The sequence below is a fragment of the Halomonas sp. Mc5H-6 genome (assembly GCF_024124705.1).
GTDB classification, from domain to species: domain Bacteria; phylum Pseudomonadota; class Gammaproteobacteria; order Pseudomonadales; family Halomonadaceae; genus Vreelandella; species Vreelandella subterranea.
In genome coordinates, this window is record NZ_JAMXSI010000001.1 from 582539 (window position 1) to 598131 (window position 15593).

12 protein-coding genes are annotated in these 15593 nt (G+C 57.0%); 9 read left to right on the top strand and 3 right to left on the bottom strand.

Going from position 1 to position 15593, the window contains the following annotated elements; genetic code table 11:
• Positions 1 to 6: 6 nt before the first annotated feature.
• On the bottom strand, positions 7 to 675 hold the full coding sequence (locus tag NH395_RS02750) for an HAD-IA family hydrolase (RefSeq protein WP_253022237.1): 669 nt from the start codon (positions 673 to 675) through the stop codon (positions 7 to 9).
• The gene (gene ubiG, locus NH395_RS02755) at positions 675 to 1418 is read right to left on the bottom strand and encodes a bifunctional 2-polyprenyl-6-hydroxyphenol methylase/3-demethylubiquinol 3-O-methyltransferase UbiG (RefSeq protein WP_253022239.1); all 744 of its coding nucleotides are present in this window, start codon (positions 1416 to 1418) and stop codon (positions 675 to 677) included. The genes NH395_RS02750 and ubiG overlap by 1 nt, the downstream gene beginning before the upstream one ends.
• A 146-nt stretch (positions 1419 to 1564) precedes the next feature.
• Here ubiG and galU point away from each other — a divergent pair, with 146 nt between their 5' ends.
• Genes galU through msrA form a run of 6 tightly spaced genes read left to right on the top strand, consistent with a single transcriptional unit; the run spans position 1565 to position 11191 of the window.
• Positions 1565 to 2455, top strand: a complete 891-nt coding sequence (gene galU, locus NH395_RS02760; RefSeq protein ID WP_253022241.1) for a UTP--glucose-1-phosphate uridylyltransferase GalU — start codon at positions 1565 to 1567, stop codon at positions 2453 to 2455.
• A 3-nt stretch (positions 2456 to 2458) separates the two neighbouring features.
• Complete coding sequence (locus NH395_RS02765; protein WP_253022243.1) at positions 2459 to 3751, top strand: nucleotide sugar dehydrogenase; 1293 nt, start codon at positions 2459 to 2461, stop codon at positions 3749 to 3751.
• Between the two features lie 9 nt (positions 3752 to 3760).
• Complete coding sequence (locus NH395_RS02770; RefSeq protein WP_253022245.1) at positions 3761 to 4576, top strand: hypothetical protein; 816 nt, start codon at positions 3761 to 3763, stop codon at positions 4574 to 4576.
• 53 nt (positions 4577 to 4629) lie between these two features.
• A complete protein-coding gene (locus NH395_RS02775) occupies positions 4630 to 6489 on the top strand; it encodes an autotransporter assembly complex family protein (RefSeq protein WP_253022246.1) in 1860 nt (619 codons plus the stop codon).
• Between the two features lie 9 nt (positions 6490 to 6498).
• Positions 6499 to 10542, top strand: a complete 4044-nt coding sequence (locus NH395_RS02780; RefSeq protein WP_253022248.1) for a translocation/assembly module TamB domain-containing protein — start codon at positions 6499 to 6501, stop codon at positions 10540 to 10542.
• A gap of 10 nt (positions 10543 to 10552) precedes the next feature.
• A complete protein-coding gene (gene msrA / locus NH395_RS02785; RefSeq protein WP_253022250.1) occupies positions 10553 to 11191 on the top strand; it encodes a peptide-methionine (S)-S-oxide reductase MsrA in 639 nt (212 codons plus the stop codon).
• Positions 11192 to 11238: 47 nt separating this feature from the next.
• Here msrA and can read toward each other — a convergent pair whose 3' ends face one another.
• Positions 11239 to 11886 (bottom strand): carbonate dehydratase, encoded by a 648-nt coding sequence (gene can / locus NH395_RS02790; RefSeq protein ID WP_253022252.1) that lies wholly within the window; start codon positions 11884 to 11886, stop codon positions 11239 to 11241.
• A 152-nt stretch (positions 11887 to 12038) separates the two neighbouring features.
• Here can and gorA point away from each other — a divergent pair, with 152 nt between their 5' ends.
• From gorA to ectB, 3 genes are all read left to right on the top strand, one after another.
• Positions 12039 to 13424 (top strand): glutathione-disulfide reductase, encoded by a 1386-nt coding sequence (gorA, locus tag NH395_RS02795; RefSeq protein WP_253022254.1) that lies wholly within the window; start codon positions 12039 to 12041, stop codon positions 13422 to 13424.
• A 208-nt stretch (positions 13425 to 13632) separates the two neighbouring features.
• Positions 13633 to 14211: a diaminobutyrate acetyltransferase gene (ectA, locus tag NH395_RS02800; protein WP_066320558.1), complete on the top strand. Its 579-nt coding sequence runs from the start codon at positions 13633 to 13635 to the stop codon at positions 14209 to 14211.
• Positions 14212 to 14278: 67 nt separating this feature from the next.
• The gene (gene ectB, locus NH395_RS02805) at positions 14279 to 15547 is read left to right on the top strand and encodes a diaminobutyrate--2-oxoglutarate transaminase (RefSeq protein WP_253022256.1); all 1269 of its coding nucleotides are present in this window, start codon (positions 14279 to 14281) and stop codon (positions 15545 to 15547) included.
• Positions 15548 to 15593 lie beyond the last annotated feature (46 nt).

The window sequence follows — 15593 nt, forward strand, 5'->3', positions numbered from 1 at the left end:
GGCTTTTCAAGCGATGTCAGGCAGCGCATCGACCAGCTCGGCACACTGCTGATACCAGCAGTGTGCTGGCCACTGACGATAATCATCGCCTTCCGCGATATACCCGTAGCCCACCGCCACCGCGGTCATACCAGCAGCCCGGGCAGCTTGCATATCCCTCAAATGGTCGCCAACGTACCAGCAGTGCTGCGGATTGACACCTAATTGCCGAGCGGCCTCGAGCAGGGGCAGGGGGTCGGGTTTCTTGGCGGTCAGATCATCTGCACAAAGCAGGGCACCGGGTGCCAGCGCCAGGGCTTCAAGCAATGGCGTGGTATAACGCCGGGGTTTGTTAGTGACAATCCCCCAAGGGCGCGCCTGTTGGTGCCAGGCATCTAACCATTGGTCCAGCGGTGAAAATACCCGGCTGTGAACCGCAACCGAGGCTTCATAGGCGTCCAGCAGGAACTGACGAGCCTCCGCCTGATGCGTGACGCTAAGGTCATCGCCCAGTGCCAGGCTCACCAAGGCGTTACCGCCGTTTGAAACCTGGGTACGAATGGTGGCGAACGGCAACGGTGCCAAGCCGTGGTGTTGACGCAACGCATTGGTCGCGACGGCCAAGTCCGGCGCGGTATCCACCAGGGTGCCGTCCAGGTCAAACAGCACAGCGCAAGGCGATGAGCAGACAGGCATTACGCATGCACCTTACGGCAGTACATCATGTAATTGACCGAAACATCGTTTTCAACCAACCGATAGCGTCGGGTCAGGGGGTTGTAGGTCAGGCCGATCTGTTCGCGCACTTCCAGGCCGTTCTGTCGATTCCAGCTCGCCATTTCGGAGGGGCGAATGAATTTCGCATAGTCATGCGTTCCGCGAGGCAGCAGCTTCAGCACATACTCGGCACCTAGAATGGCAAAAGCGTACGCCTTCGGCGTGCGGTTAAGGGTAGAGAAAAACACATAGCCACCCTGTCTCACCAAGGCCGCACAAGCACGCACCACCGACGCCGGGTCCGGAACGTGCTCCAACATTTCCATGCAGGTGACGACGTCATACTGGCCCGCCTGTTCATCTGCCAGTGCTTCCACGCTGATGTTGCGGTAGTCAACCGCCACGCCTTGCTCTTCCGCATGCAAGCGGGCGACTCCCAAGGGTGCTTCACCCAGGTCAATACCGGTCACCTGTGCACCACGTCGCGCCATGGCTTCGCTCAAAATGCCGCCGCCGCAGCCAACATCCAGCACTTTCTTGCCCGCCAGCCCGGCCCTGGCATCGATAAAGTCGAGTCGTAAGGGATTTATATCGTGCAGGGGTTTAAATTCACTCTGCGGATCCCACCAGCGACTGGCAAGTGCTTCAAATTTCGCCACTTCGGCGTTATCAACATTGCCTTGATATTGGTGAGCAGTGCTATCCTTTGGTGTCGCTGACATGTTTTGACTCCATCAACAGTGAGCAAGCATGGGAAAGACCGTGGCCTGATACTTGCAGTCTAACGGCGAACTGGAAACCCACCGCGCGTTCAGTATGATAGGCATTCTAACTACTCCTGAGCCGGAACGCATGAAAAGGACCTCTTATGATTCGTAAGGCCGTACTGCCTGTTGCGGGGTTTGGTACCCGCTGCCTGCCCGCTTCCAAAGCCATTCCCAAGGAAATGATCACCATTGTGGACCGGCCGGTCATTCAATACGTGGTCGAAGAGGCGATTGCGGCGGGTATTCGCGATATCGTGTTTGTCACCAGCAGTAACAAGGGCGCTATCGAAAACCATTTCGACACCCATGCTGAATTGGAAGCGAGCCTGGAAGCAAAGGGGAAGCACGACCTCTTGGCCTCGCTCAGGGCAATGGTGCCTGATGATGTCAATATCATCAGTGTTCGCCAGGGTGAGCCCCTGGGGCTTGGACATGCCATTCTTTGCGCACGGCCAATTATTGGCGACGACGAACCCTTTGCAGTGCTTTTGCCGGATGTGTTGGTAGACAACAGCGACACGCCGCGCAGTGATCTGCAAGGGATGCTCGAGGCCTACGGGCAGCACGCCACCGCGCAACTGATGGTCGAGGAAGTCAACTGGGAACTTGTGGAAAAATACGGCATTGTCGCCCCTGCAGGTAAGGTGCCAGCTCCCTCATGCTCTGCTGACCTGCTCGGCATGGTTGAAAAGCCTGCGCGTGACCAGGCACCCTCGAACCTGGCGGTCATCGGCCGTTATGCCTTACCCGCCGCGATTTTTCCTATTCTTGCCAAGACACCGCCCGGTGCGGGGGGCGAAATTCAGCTCACCGACGCGATTGAAACGCTTCGTGAGCAGCAGGGGGTTCAGGCCTACCGTATGCGGGGGACGACGTACGATTGCGGACAACCTCTGGGCTACCTGGAGGCGACGCTGGCCTATGCTCGCAGGCACCCTGACTTGGGTGATGATTTTAAAGCGCTGCTCGCACGCTATCATCAGGGAGGATAAACGATGCGGGTGCTCCTGTACGGCAGTGAATTAAGCACCGCAACCGCGGCGGCTGCGCTGTCCTCCGTGGGCCATGTGGTGACATGGCTTCCCCATGGGGATACACCATGGTCGACGCTCTTCAACGAGAACTGGCTACGCCGCGAACCGCACCTCGTTGATCAGATACAACAGTCTCTGGAGACTGGTGCTTTAACGGTTATTGCTCAGCCGGAAGCAAAGCTGGCTGTCGATGTGTTGTGGTTAGCGCTTTCACCGTCACAACGCGAATCGGCAGCCGGCTTGCTGCAGCACCCCGCGTTGACGTGGCAGACAGGTAGCGTGCTGGTCAATAACTCGACCTTTCCGGTGGGTGAAACCGAACGCTTACAGCACCTGACGGGTGAATGCGCTCTGGGTGTTGCCTTGCCGGATACACTGGAAGAGGGGCGCGCCTGGGAGTCGTTTACACGCCCTGGGCGTTGGCTGTTGGGTTGTGATGATTCACTGGCCGAGCAAAAGCTACGCGAGTTACTGAGAGCCTTCAACCGGCGCCGTGACGCTTTTCAAGTGATGCCCACGCGTGCCGCTGAGTTAACCAAGCTGGCCATCAACGGCATGCTGGCCACGCGCATCAGCTACATGAATGAAATTGCCGGGTTGGCGGATACCCTGGGCGTTGATGTGGAACATGTCCGGCAGGGAATGGGGGGCGATTCACGTATCGGGTACGAATACCTTTATCCAGGATGCGGCTTTGGCGGGCCAAGCTTCTCGCGAGATTTGATGAGGCTTGCCGACGTGCAGGTTGCCAGCGGGCGGCAATCAGCCTTGCTCGAGCACGTGCTCGATATCAACGAACAGAAGAAAGAGACGTTATTTCGCAAGCTGTGGTCCTACTACAGCGGAGCGCTTGAAGGCAAGACGATTGCCATTTGGGGCGCCGCTTTTAAACCCGGTACCGCCCGGATTGACCATGCGCCGGTGCTGACGTTGCTTGACGCACTTTGGGCGCAGGGGGTTCACGTCCAGCTTCACGACCCCGCGGCTACGCCTGCATTGAAGGCGGCTGTGGGCCCAAGGAATGATTTGGTTACCTTTGTCGATAACCCGTACGATGCTTGTGAAGGTGCTAATGCGTTAATGTTGGTAACAGAATGGAAAACCTACTGGAATCCCGACTGGCAACGCTTGGCTTCACAGCTTGGCGATAAGCTGATACTGGACGGCAGGAATATTTATGACCCTGAATTTGTGGCCAGCTGTGGCTTAAAGTATCGAGGAATAGGTCGGCGCGCCGATCCAACGTCGTTGTGAGGAAATTGCATGTCCGATAGAGCCCCATCTTCGCGCATTGTACCGGATGCCGATCAGAGTATTGCATCTCAGCATGTCAAACACCGCAAGGGGCCGTCACTGTGGCCGCTCTGGCTGTGCATGTTTGTGTTAATTGGTCTATTGGTGGCAGCCGCGATAGGGCTGTACCTGGAGCGCGAGCGGCTTCAGGAGGAGTTGCAGCGTGTCAGTGGCGAGGTATCGAACATGCACGCCCGTCTGGACTCAGGTGACAGTGATGTACAAGATACGTTAACCTTTGTCCAAGCTCAGATGAGTACCTTGTTTCAAGAACAGGAACAATTGTCGGTCGCGCTAACGGATACTCGGAACGAGCTTTACGATGTACTCACCGAGAACGAAGGCACTATTGCCAGTGACACGATTGATCCGTTGCTCGAGCGTTTGGAGGACCAGCGTGAGCGGGCGGCCCTTCGCGATAGCCAACTTGCCGCCATCCAAGCATCGCTGGATGCGTTGGAGGAAGCCGGAACATCGGGACGTAGGTCGCTAGCCGAGGAAATCGCTCATGTAGAATCTCAAAGCCAAGAGGCGCTTGAGGCACTGGAAACGTCAGTTGCCGACCTGGCAAATGATATTGACGAACGCCTCAACGCCCGCGACGCCGAGCGACAAGAACAGTGGTCACGCTTTGAAGCCTCACTAAGCGAGCTTGAGGGTGAAAGGAGCGACAACGAAGCACTAGAGAGCCAATTGTCACAGCGACTGGACGAGCTGGAAGATGATGTACGCCAAGTTCGCCAAGCGCAACTGGCATTCAGTGCACAGCTTGAAATGTTGCGTTGATTGACACGACTGGCTGAAAGGCAGCACGCCGATGATCAGGTTAGGAAAAATGTATGGGAAGACAACGGCAATGGCTTTCAGCAACGGTCATCGCAAACCTCGTAACCTTGCCGCTAGGAGTGGCCGCGCCCGCCGCATGGGCACTAGACGCTACCCTTGAAGGCGTGGAGGGCGAGGTGGCGGGCAACATCCGCGCCTATCTGCAGAATATCGAAGAAGACGAATACACCCAACCCCGTCTGGAAGGTGAAATCCGTCAACGCACTCGGCAGGCAATGCGCGTTTACGGCTATTATGAACCCGATATTTCCATAGACCTTCCAACTGAAGGGACCCCGCGCTTGGTCATTGAGCCAGGGCCTCAGGTCACCATCGAAACACTGGATATCAATATCCTCGGTGACGCCGCTCAGGATAAGCCATTCAAAGAGGCGCTAGAGGGGTTCCCCTTGAAAGTGGGCGATACACTGCGTCATGCGCCCTGGGACCGGCTGCGGGGAGAGTTTTCCGGCTTGGCCATTGAACGTGGCTATTTTGACTGGGGGTTCACGGATCGCCGGATGGAGGTACGCCCCTACTTGCAAAGTGCACGGCTGTATATGGACTTTGACAGTGGTCCGCGTTACCGGTTTGGGGAAACGCTGATCACCGGCAGCCACATTCAACCGGAGCGTCTTCAGCAGATGCGCACTTATGAGAAGGATGAGCCTTATTTGGCTGAGTCCCTGGCGCGCTTCAACCAACGGCTCGCCGAGACCGGCTGGTTTAGCTCCGTATCCGTCAAACCGCGCCTGGAAACGGCTCAAGAACTAACACTCGCCCCGCCTGGCGGTGGCGACCCCTGGTGGGTATCGGCGACCGAATCACAGCCGAAGCGCCCAAGAATTACCAGTGCCGCACTTGCCAGCGCTTTGAGCACGCGTCAATCCGACGACGATACAGCCTTGCCCATTGATGTCAGCGTGGAGCCTGCCAATCGGCACCAGTTTGAAACAGGCATAGGCTTCGCCACTGACGTGGGGCCACGGTTACGGTTCGGCTGGGACCAGCCGTGGATTAACCGCTATGGACATAGCCTGGATCACGATCTCTACCTGTCAGCGCCCGAGCAGCGCTTTACCGGCGTCTACGATATTCCCCTTGAAGATCCCCTGCGCGATAGCTACCGCCTGCAATACGGTGTCCGCAACGTCGATGACAGCGATACGGACTCATTGGAAGGGACCGTGGAAATCGCCCGGCGCTGGGAGTTCGACAATGACTGGGTGCAGTCGCTTTATTTTCGCACCACCTATGAAGATTTCACCCAAGGGGGAGAAGCCGACCAAGTATGGTTATTTTACCCGGGTGTTCAGTGGTCACGCACGCGAACCCGGCCTCAGCGCTTTCCTTTGTGGGGGGATCGCCAGCAGTTTTCGGTGGAGTACTCTGACCCCGCCTGGGGGTCGGACGCCCAGTTTTTACGCCTGACGGGTGATACCGAGTGGATTCGCACCTACGGCAATGATAACCGCTTTTTGGCTCGCATCAGTGTCGGGGCCATCGAAACCCGAGACTTCGATAAAATTCCCCCGTCGCTGCGGTTCTTTGTGGGCGGCGATCGCAGCGTACGCGGTTATTCCTACGAAGGACTTTCGCCCCGTAACGCTGAAGGCAAACTGCGCGGGGGCCAGCAAAAACTGACCTCAAGCCTCGAGTACCAGCGCCGCGTCACCGGTGCATGGTGGGGAGCAGCCTTTTTCGATGCCGGGGATGCCTTTGACAATTGGGGCCCCGCTGATCTGAAAAAAAGTGCGGGTTTAGGGGTGAGGTGGGTCTCCCCGGTGGGCCCTGTTCGCTTTGATGTGGCGCATCCGTTTGACGACGCCGACGATAGCTGGCGGTTGCACTTTTCGATTGGACCCGAATTCTAGGAGAGCGATGTGCCTCAAGCTACCCAAACGCCCGCGGCTGGTCGTCGAGCGCTGACCCGTCGCTTCCGCCTGTGGTTGTTATGTTGGAGTACCCTGCGACTGTTGTTGCTGCTTCCGCTATGGTTGGTTGGCGCTGTGGTCTTATTGTTGGGAGTGGCGCTTTCGCCGTGGGGAACCGGTGTATTGCTATCCCAAGGCCAGGACCGCGGCTGGTTCAGCGTTGAAGAACACGTGGGCGGTGTGCTCGATGAGTTCCAGCTTAGCGGTTTTCAGCTCGATGCAGCCGGTGCAGAGGTTCGGATTGACGAGCTTGAACTTGCCTGGGCGGATGACTGTGTTCTGTCCGGCAAGCTTTGTCTGGATACCTTACGCCTGGAAGGTGCCGATATCCGCCTGTCTGGCGGCGGCGGTGAAGAAGCGCCTGCAGAGGCGGACGGCTCAGAGGGGGCTTCCCCATTCAGTTTTCCCTTTCCTGTCGAGCTCAGGGAACTGGTGCTGGACGACGTTGCCCTGGAACTACCCGATGGTACCCGGTTCGCCTGGACCTCTTTTCGCACCTCGGTAAAGGCAAGTGCTGGACGCGTCGATATTGCCCCGACGCATTGGGAAAATCCTCGGCTTTATTTGCCGCCGTCAGCGGGGCAGCGCCTGGCACCAGCAGAGGGTGGGTCAGGGGTAACCGCCGCGACCATTGATGCCTCCATCGCGTTACAAAATCCGCTTGCTGAAACGCCCGGTGCCGCGGCCAGTGATGAGAAGGCTTCAGACCGTTCTACCATCGAACTGCCCGAAGTGAGCCTGCCTGTCGATATCCGGCTCGCCACGCTGACGGTTGACGATATCGAAGTCAGGGGTCGCTTTCGCTATCTCGTCGAACGCTTGAGTCTCGGGGTGGAAACCCGGGGAAGTGACGTCGTGATCGAGCATTTCGAGGTGGCGTCTGCCGATGCAAGGTTTAATCTGGCAGGCAATGTTGCATTGCGTGACGACTATCCGCTGGCGTTACAAGCTGAAACCACGCTGTTCCTGGAGGAGCCGTTACCGGCACTGAGTGGTCAGTCTCTTACGCTTGATTTGACGGGTAACCTGAGCGAATTGACGGCACAGCTTGACGCCCAAGGAGCCATTACTGCGGCACTGGAAGGCCAGGTGAATGCCCTGGACCCGGCGCTTCCATTTCAGGTGCGTCTGCAAAGTGACGAACTGACATGGCCGCTGCCTGAAACCAATGCAGCGCTTGACGAAGAAGAAGCACCGTCAAGCGACGGGTTCGTTATCGACGATCTTGACCTGGAGGTAAGCGGCAACCTCGCCGCTTATCAACTTCAGTTGGGCCTGAAGGCGCAAGGCCCGGGGCTGCCCGAAACCGACATCGCGGTGAACGGCCAAGGCGACATGGCACATTTCATTTGGCAGCCGTTGACGCTGGTCGCAGGCGATAGCCAACTGACTAGCGAAGGCCGTGTCGACTGGACCTCCCCGCTGACGGTGGATGCCCAGGTAGGGCTCGAGCAATTTGATCCGGCCTTGTTTGTCGACTCGTTAGAAGGCGATATCGATGGCGAACTAGCGTTCACCCTTCGTCAGCAGGGCACGCGTTGGCTGGTCGATGTACCGAACTTGAGCTTGAACGGCGACCTGCGTGACTATCCATTGCAGTTGGATGCTGCCTTTGATGCCAACAGTGACTTGCAGGCCAACATCGAACGCCTGCGCTTTCGTCAGGGAGAAAACCGCTTGTCGGCGAGCGGTTCGGTACAGCCTGACGAACTCGCCGTGGACGCCGATATCGATCTGCGCGAGCTGCAAACGCTTTCCCCTGATCTCGCCGGTACGATCCGTGGCGATATTGAAGCTCGGGGAAGCCTGGCGCAGCCCCAGCTTCAGGCAACGCTCAACGGCGAAGCGCTAAGGTTTGCGCAAAATCGCATCGAGCAGTTACGCCTCAATGCCAATGTGGAAGGGCTGGAGGACCCGCAACTGGACGTTTCACTGGCGCTCGAGAACCTGGTTGCCGGTGGTCAGACACTCGCCGCGGCAAATCTGACCCTGGATGGACGGCTGTCATCGCATCAAATGAATATCAATGTGGATGGTCAGCCGGACGGCGCCTTGGAACGTGTTTTGCTCACTCTCAACGGCCAGTTGGACCAGACGGCTCAGCGCTACCAGGCGCGTCTCATACCGCTGGAAGTCGACACCGGGGGAGGCGATATCCGACTGGAAGCGCCGCTTGATGTCGTTTTCGACCTTGCCAGCAGTGAGGCCCGTTTGGCGCCGTTTTGTCTGGTTCGCGAGCAGGGCGGTCGGGTATGCGCTGACCGGCCAATGGTGGCATCACCTGACCAGGGGCAAGCGGCGCTTAGCGTGCGTGATATTCCTATCGAAGCGCTGGAACCCTGGTTACCCGAAGAGTGGCAGGTCGATGGTGATACCACCGCGGACCTGGCTGCTCAATGGAGCCAGGGTGGACAGCGTTGGCAAGCCGATGCCGAGGTGCTTGGCGAACTCAGGGTCACAGCGGTCAATGATTATGGTCAGCCCGTCGAGCTGCCGCGCATCTCATTGGATACTCAGATAGCCGCCACTCAGGCCGAGGCGGATGGCAGGGTGCTGCTATCACTGGAAGAGGCGGGAGATATCGAACTGGCGCTGTCGGTCCTGGACCCACTCGGCGCGGGAGAGTTGTCCGGGTCGCTTGAAGCCAATGACGTATCACTGGCCCCGTATCAGCCCATGGTGGTATCCCTTGAGGAGCTTGCGGGGGATTTGAATGGCCGCATCGATATAGCGGGCACCACGACCCAGCCTGACCTGCAGGGCGAGCTTGCGCTACTTGGCATCCAGGTGAATGGCCCCGATATTCCAGTGGATGTTCAGGACGGTGAGGTCACCATAAGGTTCGACGGCGAAGAAGGGACGATCGACGGCTTCCTGGCCGCCGAGCGAGGCCAGCTTGATATTGAGGGAAATGCCCGTTGGCCAGCGGATGATGACTGGCGGGTGGGGGTAGACCTCAACGCAGCCCAATCGCCGATACTGGTGGTATTGCCGCAGTTTGGGCGTTTGGAAGCCGCGCCGGATATTCGTGTACGCGTCACCCCCGAGCGGTTACAGGTTCGCGGCAATGTCGACTTGCCATGGGCCCGCTTGGAAGTGGGGGACCTACCGTCGTCCGCTATCTCACCCAGCCCTGACGAAGTGATTATTACCGAGCGCCAGGATAGGCAGGCGGCAGAGGAGGCACGCCGCCAGGCAGAACGTGGCGAAGATGGCTCCAGTGCGGCCGATGAGCTCGCCAGTGAGGGCATGGAGCTGGATGTTTTAATTACCCTGACGTTAGGTCGCGACATGAGGATTTCAGCGTATGGGCTGGAATCTCGGCTGGGAGGCACATTAGAAATTCGTCAGGATAGCGGTTCGCTACAGCTATTTGGCGAGGTCAACCTGGTCGACGGCCGTTTTCAGGCGTTTGGACAGGACCTGCTCATTCGCCGGGGGCAGTTGTTATTCAGTGGCCCCCCTGGGCTGCCCATTCTCGACTTTGAGGCCATACGCAACCCGGAGGTGACCGAAGACGATGTCATTGCCGGTCTCCGAGTGACAGGGAACGCCGAACAGCCGAACATTGCCATTTTTTCCGAACCCGCCATGAATGAGAGCCGTGCGCTTTCCTATATATTGAGAGGGCGCGCCCCTGAGGACTCAGGCGGTGGTGTCGACAGCGCGTTGACCACCGCACTTATTGGCATGTCGCTGGGCCGCACCGGTGGGGCGGTTGGCTCTATCGGTGAGGCCTTTGGCATCGATGATTTGACACTGGACACGGCAGGTTCCGGTGAAGATAGTCAGGTGGCATTGAGTGGGCAGCTGACTGACGATATCCGGATCAGTTACGGGGTGGGAATTTTTTCCCCCATTGCAGAACTAACGTTACGCTACACTTTGTGGCGCAACCTTTATGTGCAGGCAGTTTCCGGGGCCAATCAGGCAGTGGACCTAATCTACACCTTCAGCCGCTCTGGTAACCCAACCATTTTCGATCAGCAATGAGGTAAGCAGCATGTCTATATTTGACACCCATAATGCCACTCGCCAGGCGGAGCCCGCTCTGCCGGGTCGTGAGGCACCCATTGCAACCAGTGATCATCATGCCGTTAACGGTCATCCACTGCATCCGCCTTTTCCCCCAGAGGCTGAGGAACTGGTTGTCGGCATGGGCTGTTTCTGGGGCGTGGAGCGCCTTTTCTGGGATTTGCCAGGGGTCTATGTGACGGCGGCAGGTTATGCCGGTGGGCAAACGCCCAACCCGACCTATGAAGAAACCTGCACGGGGCTGACCGGCCATACCGAGGCCGTACGAATTATTTACGACCCGAGCCAGGTATCACTGGCAACCCTGCTGAATATTTTCTGGGAGCAGCACGACCCCACCCAAAAAAATCGCCAGGGCAATGATGTTGGCTCTCAGTATCGCTCAGCGATTTATACGACGACAGCGGCGCAGCATCAGGCAGCTGAGGAAAGTGCCAAGGTGTTCCAGCAGGCGCTTCACGCCGCCGGAAAAGGCGATATCACTACTGAAATCAAGCCGCTGGACGCTTTTTATTATGCCGAGGCGTATCATCAGCAATACCTATACAAAAATCCCAATGGCTATTGCGGCATTAAGGGAACAGGCGTCAGCTGCCCTATAGGGTAAGGGGCTGGCTGTTACTATCGCCCGCGGCATCCGCGGGCGATAGGTCGTCAGTCGTCGGTTTGCAGACGGTCAATGCGGTATAACGTTTCGACCTGTTCAAGGCCGTCGATGGTGCAATTGAGGTCTTTTACGTGTCCATCGCTCAAGCCATAGACCCAACCATGAACCGAGATCTGCTGACCGCGCTGCCAGGCACGCTGAAGGATCTTGGTACGGCACAGGCTATTGACTTGCGCTTTCACATTGAGCTCACACATGCGGTCGATTTGCTCGTCAATTGGAAGGTGGTCAAGTGAACGACGATGTTGATTGTATTGCTCACGAACCGAGTGTAGCCAGTAGTCGACGACACCGCATTCGCCACCCATTACCGCGGCCTTGATACCCCCGCAGCCGTAATGCCCGACCACCATGATATGGCTGACCTTAAGCACATCCACAGCAAATTGCACCACTGAAAGCGCATTCATATCGGTATGATGCAGCAGGTTGGCGACGTTGCGATGGACGAACACCTCACCGGGAGGCAGAGCGATGATCTGATTGGCGGGCACCCGGCTATCAGAACAGCCAATCCAGAGATAATCAGGATTTTGCTGCTCTGATAGTCGTTTGAAGTAATCAGGGTCTTCATCGCACATGCGCTTCGCCCAGGCACGATTGTTCTCTAGTAACGTCTCAATAGGGTCAGACATTGGGTCTCCGATTACTCAATTTTTCCATCATTACGCCCGGCATGCTCATTCTTAGTCATGACGGCCAGCATACACATTAACCAGAGGAAGGTTTTTAACCTTCTCTCGACAGCGGGTCAACATTCGCCGTGTTGACGATATAGGAGATTGAAATGTCAGAGGTTACAGGTTACGACTACGACTTGTTGGTAATTGGTGCAGGCTCCGGCGGCGTACGAGCGGCCCGTATGTCCGCTGCCAAGGGGGCCAGGGTCGCGATCGTGGAGGATCGGTACCTTGGCGGCACTTGCGTCAACGTCGGCTGCGTGCCCAAAAAACTCTACGCCTACGCGTCCCATTTCCATAGCGCATTCGATGATGCCAGTGGCTTCGGCTGGCAGCTGCCCGGCGAGGCGCGTTTTGATTGGGCGACGCTAAGGGACAACAAAACCAGCGAAATCAAACGGCTCAATGGCATCTATCAGCGTTTGCTGGAGACCGCAGGCGTCAACCTCTATAACGGGCGAGCCCGCCTGGACAGTGAGCACTCGGTAGTGATTACCGATCAGCAGGGCGACGAGCAGCATGTGACGGCCGAGCGCATACTGCTGGCCACCGGCGGCTGGCCTTGGGTACCCACCTTCCCAGGCAATGAGCACGCCCTGACCTCCAACCAGATTTTTGATCTTGAACGTCTGCCGGAGCGATTTCTTGTTCTTGGCGGTGGCTATATTGCCGTTGAGTTTGCCAGTATCTTTAACGGTTTAGGCAGCGAATCGCACCTGATCTACCGCGGTGATCTATTCCTGAAAGGCTTTGATAACGAGGTGCGTGAGTTCACGCGTCAGGAAATGGATCGTCAAGGTGTCCATCTCCATTTTGATACCAATATCGAGACAATCGAGAAAACTGACACTGGCTACCAGGTTGCGCTCACCAATGGGGAGACCCTTGAAGTGGATGCCGTTCTGGCTGCTACAGGGCGCCGTGCCAACGTGTCCGGACTGGGCCTGGAATCGATAGGCCTTTCACTGAACGAGCAGGGCAAGCTATCGGTCAATGAACGCTTTGAAACTGAGGTCCCGTCAATTCTTGCCCTCGGGGACTTGATTGATACGCCCGAGCTGACCCCGGTCGCCATTGCGGAAGCCATGCAATTAGCTGACCACCACTTCGGTGGCACGGCGCCCGCCCCCCTGGACTACACCCGCGTGCCAACGGCTGTTTTCTGCCACCCCAACATTGGCACGGTCGGCCTCTCAGAAGAAGCCGCGCGGGCACAGTTTGGCGCCATTCGCGTTTACCGGACTGACTTCCGGGCCATGAAGCATACGCTGTCAGGCAGCCAGGAACGTACTCTGATGAAGCTCGTGGTGGATGATGCGACCGATGTGGTGGTCGGTGCCCACATGGTCGGTGACGACGCGGGGGAGGTCATCCAGGGAATTGCCATCGCGGTGCGCGCCGGATTAACCAAGCGCGACTTTGACAATACGGTCGGAATTCATCCCACCGGCGCGGAAGAATTTGTCACGATGCGTGCGCCTTCCCGGGGCTAGTGGCGTTTCAATAGGACCTGGGCAATCATCTCCTTTGGGCTAAACTTATCCTAGTCAGAAGAGGAGGTGGCTGCCCCCGGTTCACCATGAACAGCCTGCTCGTATAATAAATAATTATCGAACATAGGGAGTTGAATAACATGATTTTTGAACTGCTCATAATCAGCTGTTATAATCACATCCAAAATCGCAACAGCGAAGCATAACCATGAGCACCCCAACACCGCCGTTTACGCCTTCAGCAGACTTGGCCCGACCGACCATTGCCGATGCCGTTGTCGGTCATGCGGATACGCCGCTATATATTCGCAAGCCTAATGCCGAAGACGGCTGGGGGGTCTATGAGCTGATCAAAGCATGCCCCCCGCTAGATGTGAATTCCGCCTATGCCTATCTCCTGCTAGCCACTCAGTTCAGGGATACCTGTGCCGTCGCGACCAATGAAGAAGGCGAGGTCGTCGGCTTTGTGTCCGGCTATGTAAAGGACAACGCCCCGGATACCTACTTTCTCTGGCAAGTGGCCGTTGGTGAAAAGGCGAGGGGAACCGGGTTGGCGCGCCGCCTGGTAGAGGCCATCATGTCCCGCCCGGAATTGGCCGATGTACACCACCTCGAAACGACGATCACGCCCGACAATCAAGCCTCATGGGGCTTGTTCCAACGGCTGGCAGGGCGCTGGCAGGCCCCTCTGAACAGCCGTGAATACTTTTCGACCGAACAACTTGGAGGCGAGCACGACCCGGAAAACCTGGTGCGTATTGGTCCGTTCAATACCCACAACATCTAACCGGTTTTCCCGCTCGCGTTACCTTCCTTTCGCTTGGCAAACTGATTTCTAAAAAAGGAGGTCGCTAATGCAGACCCAGACTCTCGAACGTATGGAATCCAATGTTCGTACCTATTCACGTTCTTTTCCGGTGGTATTCACCAAGGCACAGAATGCCCGCTTGACCGATGAAAACGGCCGTGAATATATCGATTTTCTCGCCGGTGCGGGCACATTGAACTATGGCCATAACAATCCGTACTTAAAGCAAGCCATGATCGACTATCTGGCCACAGACGGTGTCGTTCATGGCCTGGATATGTGGACCGATGCAAAACGCGATTATCTGGAAACGCTTGAAAATGTCATTCTCAAGCCTCGTGGCCTGGACTATAAAGTTCACCTTCCCGGTCCAACCGGTACCAATGCGGTAGAAGCCGCCATCCGCTTGGCGCGTGTGGCGAAAGGGCGGCACAATATCGTCACCTTCACCAACGGTTTCCATGGCGTCACCATGGGCGCCCTGGCCACGACCGGAAATCGCAAGTTCCGCGAAGCCACCGGTGGCATTCCGACCCAGGGGGCCAGCTTCCTGCCGTTCGATGGCTACATGGGCGAACATGCCGACACACTCGATTATTTCGAGAAGCTGTTGAAGGATAAATCGGGCGGTCTGGATGTGCCGGCCGCCGTGATTGTCGAAACGGTGCAAGGCGAGGGCGGTATCAACGTGGCCGGCCTCGAGTGGCTCAAGCGCTTGGCAGAGATCTGTAAAGCCCACGACATTCTATTGATCATTGACGATATCCAGGCGGGCTGTGGCCGCACAGGCAAATTCTTCAGCTTCGAACATGCGGGCATCAAGCCGGACATGGTGACCAATTCCAAGTCGTTATCCGGCTTTGGCATGCCGTTTGCCCATGTACTCATGAAGCCGGAACTGGATAAGTGGAAGCCAGGCCAGTACAACGGCACCTTCCGCGGTTTCAACCTGGCCATGGTGACAGCCACTGCTGCACTCAAAAAATACTGGTCAAACGACACCTTCGAGCGTGACGTACAGCGTAAAGCCCGTATTGTAGAAGAGCGCTTTAAATCGTTAGCCGAGATGCTTACCGAAAACGGCATACCCGCCACTGAACGTGGCCGTGGCTTGATGCGTGGCATCGACGTCGTGTCGGGTGATATCGCCGATAAAATCACCGCCATGGCGTTTGAACATGGACTGATCATCGAGACCAGCGGTCAAGACGGCGAAGTGGTCAAGTGCCTGTGCCCGCTGACCATCAGCGATGAAGACCTGCTGGAAGGGTTGGACATCCTGGAAAAATGTGTCAAAGCTATCGCTAGCGAGTAACAACGCTACTATTCTTCCGCTAAGATATAATGTATGCGGTTCCGTT

Coding starts and splice junctions, on each gene's coding strand:
- NH395_RS02750 (WP_253022237.1), bottom strand. CDS start 675: ATGCCTGTCTGCTCATCGCCTTGCGCTGTGCTGTTTGACCTGGACGGC.
- ubiG (WP_253022239.1), bottom strand. CDS start 1,418: ATGTCAGCGACACCAAAGGATAGCACTGCTCACCAATATCAAGGCAAT.
- galU (WP_253022241.1), top strand. CDS start 1,565: ATGATTCGTAAGGCCGTACTGCCTGTTGCGGGGTTTGGTACCCGCTGC.
- NH395_RS02765 (WP_253022243.1), top strand. CDS start 2,459: ATGCGGGTGCTCCTGTACGGCAGTGAATTAAGCACCGCAACCGCGGCG.
- NH395_RS02770 (WP_253022245.1), top strand. CDS start 3,761: ATGTCCGATAGAGCCCCATCTTCGCGCATTGTACCGGATGCCGATCAG.
- NH395_RS02775 (WP_253022246.1), top strand. CDS start 4,630: ATGGGAAGACAACGGCAATGGCTTTCAGCAACGGTCATCGCAAACCTC.
- msrA (WP_253022250.1), top strand. CDS start 10,553: ATGTCTATATTTGACACCCATAATGCCACTCGCCAGGCGGAGCCCGCT.
- can (WP_253022252.1), bottom strand. CDS start 11,886: ATGTCTGACCCTATTGAGACGTTACTAGAGAACAATCGTGCCTGGGCG.
- gorA (WP_253022254.1), top strand. CDS start 12,039: ATGTCAGAGGTTACAGGTTACGACTACGACTTGTTGGTAATTGGTGCA.
- ectA (WP_066320558.1), top strand. CDS start 13,633: ATGAGCACCCCAACACCGCCGTTTACGCCTTCAGCAGACTTGGCCCGA.
- ectB (WP_253022256.1), top strand. CDS start 14,279: ATGCAGACCCAGACTCTCGAACGTATGGAATCCAATGTTCGTACCTAT.